14 protein-coding genes are annotated in these 12,933 nt (G+C 65.8%); 4 read left to right on the top strand and 10 right to left on the bottom strand.

The genetic code is table 11. The annotated features are described in order from the left end of the window. Window positions 1-129 precede the first annotated feature (129 nt). From C8J42_RS11340 to C8J42_RS11315, 6 genes are read right to left on the bottom strand one after another with little or no spacing between them, the layout of a single operon-like run. Entirely contained in the window at window positions 130-1,029 is a 900-nt protein-coding gene (locus C8J42_RS11340; RefSeq protein ID WP_133020142.1) for a ParB/RepB/Spo0J family partition protein, read from the bottom strand. Beyond that, the gene (locus C8J42_RS11335; RefSeq protein WP_056064325.1) at window positions 1,026-1,808 is read right to left on the bottom strand and encodes an AAA family ATPase; all 783 of its coding nucleotides are present in this window, start codon (window positions 1,806-1,808) and stop codon (window positions 1,026-1,028) included. Before C8J42_RS11335 ends, C8J42_RS11340 begins: the two co-directional genes overlap by 4 nt. Then, on the bottom strand, window positions 1,805-2,425 hold the full coding sequence (gene rsmG / locus C8J42_RS11330; protein ID WP_133020141.1) for a 16S rRNA (guanine(527)-N(7))-methyltransferase RsmG: 621 nt from the start codon (window positions 2,423-2,425) through the stop codon (window positions 1,805-1,807). The genes C8J42_RS11335 and rsmG overlap by 4 nt, the downstream gene beginning before the upstream one ends. Beyond that, window positions 2,422-4,257 (bottom strand): tRNA uridine-5-carboxymethylaminomethyl(34) synthesis enzyme MnmG, encoded by a 1,836-nt coding sequence (gene mnmG / locus C8J42_RS11325; protein ID WP_133020140.1) that lies wholly within the window; start codon window positions 4,255-4,257, stop codon window positions 2,422-2,424. Before mnmG ends, rsmG begins: the two co-directional genes overlap by 4 nt. 54 nt (window positions 4,258-4,311) lie before the next feature. Next, on the bottom strand, window positions 4,312-5,589 hold the full coding sequence (gene mnmE, locus C8J42_RS11320; RefSeq protein ID WP_133020139.1) for a tRNA uridine-5-carboxymethylaminomethyl(34) synthesis GTPase MnmE: 1,278 nt from the start codon (window positions 5,587-5,589) through the stop codon (window positions 4,312-4,314). Between the two features lie 7 nt (window positions 5,590-5,596). Continuing rightward, window positions 5,597-5,830 carry a DUF6489 family protein gene (locus C8J42_RS11315; RefSeq protein ID WP_056053820.1) on the bottom strand — a complete coding sequence of 78 codons (234 nt, stop codon included), beginning with the start codon at window positions 5,828-5,830 and terminating at the stop codon, window positions 5,597-5,599. 56 nt (window positions 5,831-5,886) lie between these two features. On the opposite strand from C8J42_RS11315, the gene C8J42_RS11310 reads away from it, so the two are divergent. Next, window positions 5,887-6,357: a methylated-DNA--[protein]-cysteine S-methyltransferase gene (locus C8J42_RS11310; RefSeq protein WP_133020452.1), complete on the top strand. Its 471-nt coding sequence runs from the start codon at window positions 5,887-5,889 to the stop codon at window positions 6,355-6,357. Then, on the top strand, window positions 6,354-7,055 hold the full coding sequence (locus C8J42_RS11305; RefSeq protein WP_133020138.1) for a dienelactone hydrolase family protein: 702 nt from the start codon (window positions 6,354-6,356) through the stop codon (window positions 7,053-7,055). Before C8J42_RS11310 ends, C8J42_RS11305 begins: the two co-directional genes overlap by 4 nt. A gap of 114 nt (window positions 7,056-7,169) precedes the next feature. On the opposite strand, the gene C8J42_RS11300 is transcribed toward C8J42_RS11305, so the two are convergent. The 4 genes from C8J42_RS11300 to hemE all read right to left on the bottom strand — a co-directional run bounded on the left by C8J42_RS11300 (window position 7,170) and on the right by hemE (window position 11,137). Next, window positions 7,170-7,889 carry a TerC family protein gene (locus tag C8J42_RS11300; protein ID WP_060526119.1) on the bottom strand — a complete coding sequence of 240 codons (720 nt, stop codon included), beginning with the start codon at window positions 7,887-7,889 and terminating at the stop codon, window positions 7,170-7,172. 202 nt (window positions 7,890-8,091) lie between these two features. Further along, window positions 8,092-9,348, bottom strand: coding sequence for a transcription termination factor Rho (gene rho, locus C8J42_RS11295; RefSeq protein WP_031395107.1), 1,257 nt, complete (start codon window positions 9,346-9,348; stop codon window positions 8,092-8,094). Window positions 9,349-9,629: 281 nt separating this feature from the next. Continuing rightward, window positions 9,630-10,091, bottom strand: a complete 462-nt coding sequence (locus tag C8J42_RS11290; protein WP_060526118.1) for a CopD family protein — start codon at window positions 10,089-10,091, stop codon at window positions 9,630-9,632. Then, window positions 10,088-11,137, bottom strand: coding sequence for a uroporphyrinogen decarboxylase (gene hemE, locus C8J42_RS11285; RefSeq protein ID WP_133020137.1), 1,050 nt, complete (start codon window positions 11,135-11,137; stop codon window positions 10,088-10,090). The genes C8J42_RS11290 and hemE overlap by 4 nt, the downstream gene beginning before the upstream one ends. Window positions 11,138-11,465: 328 nt before the next feature. Here hemE and C8J42_RS11280 point away from each other — a divergent pair, with 328 nt between their 5' ends. Next, on the top strand, window positions 11,466-12,299 hold the full coding sequence (locus tag C8J42_RS11280) for a pyruvate, water dikinase regulatory protein (RefSeq protein WP_093398203.1): 834 nt from the start codon (window positions 11,466-11,468) through the stop codon (window positions 12,297-12,299). After that, window positions 12,296-12,886: a nucleoside triphosphate pyrophosphatase gene (locus C8J42_RS11275; protein ID WP_133020136.1), complete on the top strand. Its 591-nt coding sequence runs from the start codon at window positions 12,296-12,298 to the stop codon at window positions 12,884-12,886. Before C8J42_RS11280 ends, C8J42_RS11275 begins: the two co-directional genes overlap by 4 nt. Window positions 12,887-12,933 lie beyond the last annotated feature (47 nt).

Genomic DNA, 12,933 nt, shown 5'->3' with positions numbered 1-12,933 from the left:
CGTATCGAGGGCTCGTATCGAAGCATGGGTTCCGCGAGCCAACCCGTCCTTCGATACGCCATCTCGATACGCGGCGATGCCGCTACTCGATGGCTACTCAGGACGAACGGGGTTGAGATCCGTCGCCACTCAGATCGCCCCACCCGTAAGCCGCTGACAAACCATATCCAGCTGGTCCAACGTCGAGTAACTCAACGTCAACGTCCCCCCAGTCTCGGTATGCGCCACCTTCACCTGCAACCCCAACAAGTCCGCCAACTGCCGCTCCAACGCCGCAATATCCGCATCCGGCACCCGAGGCTCGGACGACCCACCGCCCCCACGACTCCGCCCAGGCTTCGCATCACGCGCCAGCTTCTCGGTCTCGCGCACCGACAGCCCCCGCGACACCACCTGGTCCGCCAGCGATTCCACATCCGGCGACCCCAGCAACGCCCGAGCATGCCCCATCGACAGCGATCCATCGACCACCTGCGACTGGACCTGAGCCGGCAGCTCCAGCAGCCGCAGCAGGTTCGCGACATGGCTGCGCGACTTGTGGACGATCTTGGCGAGCACCTCCTGCGTATGCCCGTATTCGCCCGCCAACCGCTGATACGCCTGAGCCTCTTCGATCGCGTTGAGATCCTCGCGCTGGATGTTCTCGATCAGCGCGATCTCGAGCGTCTCGGCATCGTCGAAGTCGCGGACGACGACCGGCACCTCGTGCAGCCGCGCACGCTGCGCCGCCCGCCAGCGCCGCTCACCCGCGACGATCTGGAAATCATGCCCATGCGGACGAACCACGATCGGCTGGATCAGCCCGCGCGACGCGATCGACGCAGCCAGCTCGTCGAGCATCGCCTCGTCGAAATGCCGCCGCGGCTGATCGGGATGCGGCGACAGCGAACTGACCGGCAACATTCGCACACCCGAAGATTGCTGCGCCGCACCATCGGCCGACACCGGCGTCTCGCGCGCCATCTCGCCGAGCAGCGCGTTGAGGCCCCTGCCCAGCCCCGGCCGGCCGCGTTTGTTACCGTCGCTCATGCCGCAACCTGCGCAGTTGCCGGAAGCCGCCCGATAAGCTCTCGGGCTAGCGCAATATACGCCTGCGACCCTGAACAGCGATGATCGTAGATCAACGCGGGCAACCCGTGGCTCGGCGCCTCCGACAGTCGCACGTTGCGCGGGATCACCGTCTCGAACACCACTTTGCCGAGAACCGCGCGAACGTCCGCCGAAACCTGGTCGGTCAGCCGGTTACGCCGATCGAACATCGTCAGCGCCACCCCCAGGATCGACAGACCCGGATTGAACCGCTGGCGAATCCGCTCGACCGTACTCAACAACTGCGACAACCCCTCAAGCGCGAAAAACTCGCATTGCAGCGGCACGAGCAGCGAGTCCGCCGCGACCATCGCGTTGATCGTCAGCAGCCCGAGCGACGGCGGACAATCGATCAGCGCGATGTCCCATGGCCCCTGCGCCGCCTTCACCGCGCGATCGAGCCGGTGCGTACGCGCATCGAAATCGACCAGTTCGATCTCCGCGCCCGACAGGTCGACCGTCGCCGGCACGATATCGAGCCGCGGCACACGCGTATGCACCACCGCGTCCTCGATCGACGTCTCACCGACTAGCACGTCGTAGCTCGACCGTTCGCGCTGCGAATGGCCGATGCCCAGCCCGGTCGACGCGTTGCCCTGCGGGTCGAGATCGACCAGCAGCACGCGCATCCCCGTCGCCGCGAGCGCGGTCGCGAGGTTGATGGCGCTGGTGGTCTTGCCCACCCCACCCTTTTGATTGGCGACCGCGATGGTGATCATCGCGCGCTTACCCGATCCAGAACCACGATCGACGACTCCGGGTTCGTGACGCTTTGTTCCACGTGGAACATAAACCGCCAATGCTGCTTGAGCGCGGCCAGCTCCTCCTCGTCGAAACGCCCCCGAGGAAGCAACCACCGCGTCTCCGTTGTGGCGCAGTGCGCCGCGCCACGCAAAAGGTTTTGCAACGACGCGACTGCGCGGGCGGAAATGATCGACGCGTCGGCCGTGGCATTCTCCACCTTCGAGACATGAACGCGGACCTGTTCGCCAAGCCCAAGCCGAGCGACACACAACTGGAGGAAGTCGGCACGACGACGCCGAGGCTCGACCAGATCGACCGGCCCCTCGCGAACCAGCGCGACGACCATACCGGGAAACCCCCCGCCAGTGCCGATATCGAGCCACCGCTTGGCCGACGTATCCGCCCCTGCAAGCGCAACCAACTGAAGCGAATCCACCACGTGCCGGTCCCAGATCGTCGGGATCGTCGACGGTGCGATCAGATTCTGATGCGGCGCTTCCGCGACGACCATCGATACGAACGCGTTCAAGCGCTCGGTCGCCTCCGCCCCTAACCGCTCGGTCGTCCAGCTCTGCGCTTCGTCTTCGGTCATGCTGGCACTCGTTTCGTATGCAATAATACCGCCGACAAAGCCGCCGGGGTGATCCCCCGCACCCGCGCCGCGGCCGCCAGCGACGTCGGGCGAGCGGCGCTCAAGCGATCAATCATCTCGTTCGACAGCCCAGGGACGCGGTCATAGGCAAGGTCCTCCGGCAAACGGATCGCCTCGTCAGCCCGCAACCGCGCGACCTCCTGCGCCTGCCGCTCGATATACGGAGCGTAGCGCGCGTCCTCTAACACTTCGTCAACGACTGCCACCGGGATGCCTTCAGCAGCGTCCGGCGCGACATGCGCGAGCGTTACCCCCTCGAACCGGAGCCAGTCGAACGCCGTCCGCCGCGCACCATCCCGGCCAATCGCCACACCCTGATCGGCCACATGGGTCGCGGTCCGCTCCCCGTCGAGCGCCGAGCGGAAACGGACGCGATCCCGGGCCAGCGCATGCTGATGCGCCAGACGCTCGGGCCCAAGACACCCAGCCGCCTCCGCGATATCGCCCAAACGCGTCTCGGCATTGTCCGCGCGCAACGACAGCCGGAACTCAGCGCGTGCGGTCAGCATCCGATACGGCTCGGTCACCCCTTGTAGCGTGAGGTCGTCGATCATCACCCCGAGATAGCTCGACGCGCGATCCAGGATCACCGGCGCCAGATCGCAAGCATACGCCGCGGCATTGAGCCCAGCGACGAGCCCCTGCCCCGCCGCTTCCTCATACCCGGTCGTGCCGTTGATCTGCCCCGCGCAGAACACCCCCTCGATCGCTCCCAGCGCAAGCCGCGTATCGAGCGCCCGCGGATCGATATAATCATACTCGACCGCATAGCCGGGCAAGGTCATCGTCACGCGCTCGAGCCCAGGAATGCTAGCCAGCATCGCCGCCTGAACCTCGACCGGCAGCGACGTCGACAGCCCGTTCGGATAGACCGTCGCATCGTCGAGACCCTCGGGTTCGAGGAAAACCTGATGCCCGTCCCGGTCGCCGAACCGATGCACCTTGTCCTCGATCGACGGACAGTAACGCGGCCCCGCCGCCTCGATCGCACCGGTGAACAGCGGCGACCTATGGAATGCCTCACGGATGATCGCATGCGTCCGATCAGTCGTACGCGTGATGGCACACGCGATCTGCGGCAGCGGACGCGCGCCGGTCATCGGCGACATCGTCCAGGGATCGAGGTCGGACGGCTGCTCGGCAAGCGCACCCCAGTCGATCGTCCGACCGTCGAGCCGCGGTGGCGTGCCCGTCTTCAGCCGCGCCATCGGCAGGTTCCGCGCACGCAGCTGGTCGGCGAGTGGCTTGGCGGCACGCTCGCCGATCCGGCCCCCCTCCTCGCGGTCATCCCCCCGGAAGATACGTCCGCCGAGGAACGTGCCGGTCGCCAGCACGACCGCGCGTGCCGCCACGATCGCGCCATCCGCCAGCACGACACCCGCCACGCGATCGCCCTCGAAATGCAACGCCGTCGCCTCGCCCTCGACGATCGACAGCCCTTCCGTGGCCGCAAGCATCGCCTGGATCGCACCGGAATAGAGACGGCGATCAGCCTGGACCCGAGGCCCCTGCACCGCCGAACCCTTGCTCCGATTGAGCATCCGATAGTGGATCGCAGCCGCATCGGCCGCGCGACCGATCAGCCCGTCGAACGCATCGACCTCGCGAACCATGTGCCCTTTACCGAGTCCACCGATCGCCGGGTTGCACGACATCGCGCCAATATGCGCAGCGTCGAACGACACGAGCGCAGTACGCGCGCCCCTCCGCGCCGCCGCGGCTGCGGCTTCGGTTCCGGCATGGCCACCGCCAACCACCACTACATCGAACATGTCACGGCCGTAGAACGCCATGACCGACGCGTCAAAGATGTTCCACGTGGAACATCACTTCCCGATGCAGAATCGTCCGAACAGCGCGTCGAGCATCTCCCCGGTCGCGTCGAGCCCAAGCACGCCAGCAAGGATCGCGCGGGCCTGCCGAAGATGTTCCGCGACGATAAGCGCATCGGAGCTTCGATACCGAAGAGCCTCGGCTGCCGCAGCGCACTGCCGACGCTGATGCTGTTTCAATGCGATCTCATCACGGCGGGGCAGCATCGCAATCGCTCGCCGATGCAGTTCACCCCAAAGGGCATCGAGCGATCCACGGTCGTTCTGCGAGACCGCCAATGTCCGGTCGGCGGGCAGCTCCCCCCGCCCAGCGAGATCGGCGCGCGCATGGATCCAGATCGCATCCGCACGGGGCGGCGCGGTATCGGCCAGCCACATCACGATGTCCGCCGCGGCGAGCGCACCTTCCGCACGCGTTACGCCGATCGCCTCGATCGGGTCGAGCGTGTCAATCAAACCCGCGGTATCGGTCAGCACATAGGCGACACCGTTCCGCGTAACGGGCACGTCGATCCGGTCGCGCGTCGTTCCCGAGATCGGCGAGACGATCGCCGCATCGCGCTCGCCGAGCAGGTTGAGCAGCGTCGACTTGCCGCTGTTGGGAGGACCACCGATGACCACGTGCAGCCCGTCCTTGAGCCGCTCGACCGGCGGGGCGTCGACCACCGCCTCGATCTGCGCGGCGAGCGTACCGATCTCCGAGACGATCGCGTAGAACGCGGCAGTATCGCTCGCCACGTCGTCCTCGTCGGCGAAGTCGAGCATCGCCTCGATCCGCGCGGACAGCATGGCGACCGAGTCCATCCAACCGCGAACAGCCTGACTCACCCGCCCCTCCGCCGCCGTCATCGCCGCGACACGCTGGCTCTCCGTCTCCGCTTCGAGAAGATCGGCGAGCCCCTCCGCCTCGGTCAGGTCGATCCGCCCGTTGGTCAAAGCACGGCGCGTGAACTCCCCCGGCTCGGCGTGCCGCAACCCTGGCATTCCCGATAACGCACGCTCGACCGCGGCGATCACCGCGCGACCACCGTGGCAATGAAACTCGACCAGATCTTCGCCGGTCGCCGTCGCGGGTCCCGGAAACACGATGACCAGCGCGCGATCGAGCAACGCCCCATCGCTGTCCCGCAGTCCCCGGAGGCTGGCATGACGCGGCGCCGGCAATGGTCCTGCCAGCATCTCAGCCGCAGCAAACGCCTCGGGGCCGCTTACGCGAACGACAGCGATCGCCGCTGGCGGCCGTCCGCTCGATACCGCGAAAATCGTCTTCACGGGAAGCTCAGCCGCTTTTCGTCGCGCTGTCGAACAGCCGCTTCCACATCGCCATCCCCGCCTCGCCCATCGGTTGCCAGCCGCGCATCATCGATTCGAGCATCTCGGGTTTCATCTGACCGTCCGGGATCGCCTCCATCATCATCGCGATATAGCGGTCGTGGATCGGCGTCAGGTCGGGCAGCCCGACCGCGCGGCGCGCTTCTTCGGGGGTGCATTCGATCTCGATATTCATCTTCATGTGACGCACCCTCGATGACGCTTGAGCGGTCCATCGCGGCGCTGCATAGCGGGGGAATGTATGCGCGCGATGCCGCCTCGATCGCAACGCCTATCGGTCTGGTCCGCGTGACCGGCACCGGGGACCGGATCGACGCGATCGATATCGGCGTGGAGGATGGTTCGACCAGCAATGCCCCCGCGATCCTGGAAGCACTTCGCCAACTGGATGCGTATTTCGCCGGACGGCTGACCGAGTTCGACCTGCCCCTCGCGCTCTCCCCTACCCCGCGCGGTGCCGACCTTCGCCAAGCAATCGTCGACATCGCCTACGGCACGACGGCCAGCTACGGCGCGCTCGCGAAAGCGATCGGCTCCAGCCCACGCGCCATCGGCCAGGCGTGCGCACGCAATCCCTTTCCGATCATCGTCCCCTGCCACCGAATCCTTGGAGCCGGCGGAGCGCTTGGTGCGTACTCCGCGGGGGACGGCCCGATCACCAAATCCCGGCTACTCGACCACGAGCGGCCTCCAGGAGGACTGTTATGACGAACACTACCAAGATCGCCACGCTCGCGGGCGATGGCGAATTCACCGCGTATCGCGCGACCCCGGCAGGCACGCCAAAGGCCGCGATCGTCGTGATCCAGGAGATCTTCGGCGTGAACGCCGGCATTCGCCGCAAGTGCGATACGCTCGCCGAGGCCGGCTATCTCGCGATCGCCCCCGACCTGTTCTGGCGCCTCGAGCCCGGCATCGAACTCGATCCGGACATCAAGCCCGAGATGGACCGTGCGCTCGGACTGATGGGCCAGTTCGACCAGGACAAGGGCATCGCCGATATCGAGGCGACAATCCGCGCGGCCCGTGCCGAACTGGGCGACGACGCCAAGGTCGGCGTGGTCGGCTATTGCCTCGGCGGACGCCTTGCGTTCATGACCGCGGCACGGACCGACGTAGATGCGAGCGTCGGCTATTACGGCGTCGGGATCGACGGCCTGCTCGGCGAGAAGCATGCAATCGCGCACCCGGTGCTGTTGCACGTGCCGGAGGAGGATCACTTCGTCGACAAGGCTGCGCAGGCGGCAATGCACGCCGGGCTAGACGATCACCCCAAGGTGACAATCTACGATTATGCCGGCGAGGACCACGGCTTCGCGACCGAGTTCGGCGAGCGTCGCTCGGACGCATCGGCCAAGCTCGCGGACGAGCGTACGGCCAAGTTCTTCGCGGAGAATCTGGGCTAACCACACCCTCCCCGTCACCCCTGTTCCGGAGTGACGGGGTGCTGACGACAGACATGAAAAAGGCCTCGCCGGACGATCCCGGCGAGGCCTTTTCTTATCCCACTCGCACCGCGATCAGCGCAGCAGCGAGATGATCCCGAGCGTCTCGCCGGTGCCGACCCAGCCCTCGTAGATCATCTTCAGCGCGACCACGAGGATCACCGCGAGGCCGATATACGCGATCCAGCGGTACTTGTTGATGACGCGCGCGATGTAGTTCGCGGCGAGGCCCATCATCGCGACCGACAGCAGCAGGCCGATGACGAGGATGCCGGGATGCTCGCGCGCCGCGCCCGCGACCGCCAGGACGTTGTCGAGGCTCATCGAGACGTCGGCGACGGCGACGGCCCAGGCCGCGCTCGCAAAGCCCTTCGACGAGCGGATACCCGAACGCTCGTCGCCCTCGATTTCCTCGGAGCCGGCATTCTCCGCGCCCTCGCGGATTTCGCGCCAGAACTTCCAGCTGACCCAGAGCAGCAACAGGCCGCCCGCAAAGATCAGCCCGACGATGCCCATCAGCCACGTCACGATCAACGCGAAGAAGATGCGCAGCACGAGCGCAGCGCCGATGCCGATCAGGATGACCTTCTTGCGCTGGTCGGTCGGCAGCCCAGCGGCGAGTGCGCCGACGACGATCGCGTTGTCGCCCGCGAGGACGAGGTCGATCATCAGGACCGATCCGAACGCGGCGAGCGCCTTCGGGTCGCCCAGGTTGGAGAAGTCGGCGACGATGTGCTGCCAGATTTCGAGCGGCGAGCCTGGCCCGGCGACTCCCGATGCGGCGGCGGCCAGCATGGCGATGATACTCAAGATGTCAGCTCCCGGTGACGGATTATTGGGGGATTAATAGCGAAGCGGCACGCGAAAGCCATTGCTCTCGCGTGCCGCTTTGGTCTGCTTGGCGGACATGGGCAAAGCCCATGTCGTCGGTCGGGGCCCTGCCCCGCCGGCCGAACCGGTGCGAGTCCTGCTGCAGCTTGCAGCAGGCCGCACTCGGTTATTGATTCATGGAATCGAAGAAATTCTCGTTGGTCTTCGAATCCTTCATCTTGTCGAGCAGGAACTCCATCGCGTCGATCGTGCCCATCTGCATCAGGATGCGGCGCAGGACCCACATCTTGCTGAGCTTGGCCTTGTCGACCAGCAGCTCTTCCTTGCGCGTGCCCGACTTGCCGACGTCCAGCGCCGGGAAGATGCGCTTGTCCGCGACCTTGCGATCCAGCACGATTTCCGAGTTGCCGGTGCCCTTGAACTCCTCGAAGATCACCTCGTCCATGCGGCTGCCCGTATCGATCAGCGCGGTGGCGATGATCGAGAGCGAACCGCCCTCCTCGATGTTGCGCGCGGCGCCGAAGAAGCGCTTCGGACGCTGCAGCGCGTTCGCGTCGACACCACCGGTCAGGACCTTGCCCGACGACGGCACGACCGTGTTGTAGGCACGACCCAGACGTGTGATCGAGTCGAGCAGGATCACGACGTCCTTCTTGTGCTCGACCAGGCGCTTGGCCTTTTCGATCACCATTTCAGCGACCTGGACGTGACGCTGCGCGGGTTCGTCGAAGGTCGAGCTGACCACCTCGCCCTTCACGCTGCGCTGCATGTCGGTGACTTCCTCGGGGCGCTCGTCGATCAGCAGGACGATCAGGAACACCTCGGGGTGGTTGTCGGTGATTGCCTTGGCCATGTTCTGCAACATGACGGTCTTGCCGACGCGCGGCGGTGCGACGATCAGCGTGCGCTGGCCCTTGCCCTGTGGCGAGACGATGTCGATCACCCGCGCCGACTTGTCCTTGACGGTCGGGTCGGCGGGATCGAGCGTCAGCTTGCTCTCGGGATAGAGCGGCGTGAGGTTGTCGAAATTGACGCGGTGACGGACGACGTCGGGGTCGTCAAAATTGACGGCCGTGAGCTTCACCAGCGAGAAATAGCGTTCGCCATCCTTTGGCCCGCGGATCTCGCCCTCGACCGTGTCACCGGTGCGCAGACCGAACTTCCGGACCTGGTTCGGCGAGATGTAGATGTCGTCGGGACCGGCCAGATAGTTCGATTCCGGCGAGCGCAGGAAGCCAAAGCCGTCGGGCAGCACTTCGATCGTGCCGAGCCCCATGATCTGGTCGCCATTGTCCGCCTGGACCTTCAGGATCGCGAACAGCAGGTCCTGCTTGCGCAGCGTCGAGGCGCTCTCGACCCCCAGTTCCTCGGCCAGCTGGACCAGCTCGGCGGGTTTCTTCTTTTTCAGGTCTTTGAGATGCATGGGGATTTCCGGATAGCAATCAACGGGAGAACGCTCGGTCGGCGGTGCGCTTGGGAAGCGGAACTGGGCGAGACGAGTCTGGCAAGACACGACCGGGCAGGACGCCAGGAGGCCGTGTTGGGAGAAGGGGTTAGAATTGGGGGGCGGGTTAGTCAAGCGGGTGCTTGCTCCCCTCCCTGGAAGGGAGGGGTTGGGGGTGGGTCGGCCAGCTTAAACCACGCACGCCCGTCATGCGGAAACCGACCCACCCCCGGCCCCTCCCTTCCAGGGAGGGGTGAAGATTAGAACGGCTTAACGATCACCAGCACCACGATCAGCGTCACCGCCAGCGCAGGGACCTCGTTGAGCATCCGCAACTGCTTCCCCGCCAACGTCGGCTTCCCCGCGGCGAGCTTCTTCGCATAGCCGACCGCCCAGCCGTGATATCCTGTCAGCAGGAACACCAGCACCAACTTCAGATGCAGCCACCCCAGCCCCGGCGCACCGTCCGCCAGCCCCAGGTTCAGCGCCAGCGCGATCCCCAGCACCCAAACGACGATCATCGCCGGCGTCAGGATGATGTGGCGGATCTTGCTCTCGCGCTCGACCCAGTTCGCCGCCTCGCTCGTGTTCCCGGCCGCCAGCGCCTCCTGATGATACACCAGATAGCGCGGCAGCATGAACAGCCCCGCCATCCAGAAGATCACGAAGATCAGATGCGCCGCCTTCACCCAGTCGTATGCAGCGCCAAGAAATCCGCTCATGTCGTGCTCCTTACGCGGGCGATCAGCTGCTCGACATGCGCGATGGGCGTGTCGGGCAGGATGCCATGCCCCAAGTTGAAGACGTGCGGGCGCTCGACGAACGCCGCCAGGATTCGGTCGATCGCCGCATCGAGATCCGCGCCGCCCGCGATCAGCGCCAGCGGATCGAGGTTACCCTGCACCGGCATGTCCGCAGGCAACGACGCGTGCGCCCAAACCGGATAGACCGTCTCGTCCAGCCCGATCGCATCGACGCCGGTCTCACGCGCGTAAGCCGGAAGCTTGCCCCCTGCCCCCTTCGGAAAGCCGATGATCGGCACGCCGGGGCAGCGCGCATGGAGGCGCTCGACGATCGACGCGGTCGGCGCGATCACCCAGCGCTCGAACTGCGCGGGCGATAGCGAGCCCGACCAGCTGTCGAACAGCTGCACCACGTCGACGCCCGCCTCGACCTGCCGCGCGAGATACTCGACGGTGTTGTCCGCGATCGCATCGATGATCGCACCGAACGCCTCGGGGTCGCGATATGCAAAGCGCCGCGTCTCGGACTGATCCTTCGAGCCCTTCCCCGCCACCATATAGGTCGCCACCGTCCAGGGAGACCCCGCAAAGCCCAGGAACGTCGTCTCGGGAGGCAGTGCAGCCGCGACCTTCGCGACGGTGCCGTAGACCGGCTCCAGCCGCCCCATCACGGGCTGCAACCGATCGAGCGCATGGTCGACCAGCGCCGGCTCGAGCCGAGGCCCTTCGCCGACCCCGAAGCTCAGATCCTGCCCGAGCGCCCATGGGATCATCAGGATGTCCGAGAAGAGGATCGATCCGTCGAACCCGAACCGCCGGATCGGCTGCAGCGTCACTTCGGCGGCCGCATCGGGATCCGTGGCGAGCGCAAGGAAACCGCCCTTCTCCGCGCGGAGTTCGCGATACTCGGGGAGATACCGCCCCGCCTGCCGCATGAGCCACAGCGGCGGCACGGTCTGACGCTCTCCGCGAAGAGTCGCCAGGAGCGGCTTGAAGGCAGGCGTATTGGGGGTCGGATCGGTCAGCGGAGCACCCTTCTTCTACTATAAGAAGATTCAAGAAATAGGTTGTTGCAGTGGTTGGGCGGTTGAACCCGGGACTTATGCGGTGATCCCGGAATTGCCAACAGCTTGACCCTCGCGCACCGCCACAAACGCGCTGATTCGATTCAAGGCTCCCCGTTACCCACAGCCTGTGGATAAAATCCGACCCTGTGCGCGGCGGTGTGGATAGAATCGGTGTTATCCACGGCGAACCCGTCGCTTGGCGAGCCGGACGAGTTACGCTAGCCGTTCTCCCCATGTTATCCACAGATTCACGCCCACAGGCCCGCTCGCTGGTGATAAAACGCCGATGATGCGGCTCCACCTTCATTTGTTGTCGGATTCGACCGGCGAGACGCTGGAGAACATCGCGAAGGCGGCGCTAGCGCAATATGACGACGTCGAGACGGTCCGCCATTTCTGGCCGATGGTGCGAACCGAGGCGCATCTCGAGCGGATCCTCCAGGAGATCGCGCAGAACCCTGGGCTGGTCGTCTTCACGCTGGTGAACCCCGCGACGCGGCGGATTCTTGAGCAACGCTGTCTGGCGCTCGGCCTCCCTGCGGTGGCGCCGCTCGACCCAGTGAACGACGCGCTTTCCGGCTTGCTCGGACAGCAGGCGAAGGCGCGACCGGGCCGCCAGCACGTCCTCGATGCGGCCTATTTCGCGCGCGTCGATGCGATCCAGTGGACGATCGCCCATGACGACGGGATCGCCTCGGAAGAATGGGAGGAGGCCGATATCGTCCTGGCGGGCGTATCGCGTTCGTCGAAGACGCCGACCTCGATCTATCTCGCCAACCGCGGCTACAAGACCGCGAACATCCCGATCGTCGTGGAAAGCCCACCACCGCTGAACCTCTACAAGCTCGCCAACCCGCTGATCGTCGGCCTCACGACCAGCGCCGACCGCCTGATCCAGGTCCGCCGCAACCGCCTTCTGTCGCTCAACCAGCAGCCCGATACGTCGTATGTCGAGGAGGAAGCGGTGATGCGCGAACTGGCCTTTGCGCGCCGCATGTTCGCCGACAATGGCTGGCCGGTGATCGACGTCACCCGCCGATCGATCGAGGAAACCGCGGCGGCGATTATCGCGCTGTGCAATCAGCGCCGAGCTGACGCCGCTCCGAAGGTCGAGTCATGAGCCTGATCCTCGCCTCGCAAAGCGCCTCGCGTCGCGCGATGCTGACCGCCGCCGGCGTACCGTTCGAGGCGACCTTCGCCGGTGTCGACGAGGATGCGGCAAAGGCGGCGCTGCGCGACCTGACCCCGCGCGATCTTGCCGATGCGCTGGCCGAACTGAAGGCGCTCAAGGTTTCCGCAAGGATGCCCGGCTATCTCGTCCTCGGCAGCGACTCGCTGGTAGCACTGGAAGACGGCACCATCCTCGACAAGCCCGTCGACCGCGCCGACGCGGCGGCGCATCTCCGGCTGATGTCCGCCAAGCGCCACGACTTGTGGAGCGCCGCGGTGATCGCCGAGAACGGCCAGGCGATCTGGCGCCACGTCGAGCGCGCGAAGATGCACGTCCGCCCGCTGTCCGACGCGTTCATCGAGACGTATCTCGACGCGGAATGGCCCGCGATCTCGGGCTGCGTCGGCTGCTACCGCATCGAGGGCCCGGGCGCGCAACTGTTCGCCAGGATCGAAGGAAGCCAGTTCACGGTACTCGGCATGCCGCTACTCAACGTCCTCGACTTCCTCCGCGTGCGCGGCGAGCTGCCGGCGTAACCCGAAGCTTCAATCCTCCCCCGCCAGGGGGAGGTGGCTGGCCTTCG

Source organism: Sphingomonas sp. PP-CE-1A-559, from assembly GCF_004340965.1.
Classification (GTDB): Bacteria; Pseudomonadota; Alphaproteobacteria; order Sphingomonadales; family Sphingomonadaceae; genus Sphingomonas.
Note: the sequence above shows the minus strand (reverse complement) of the source record. Positions and strands in the feature narration are given on the sequence as shown.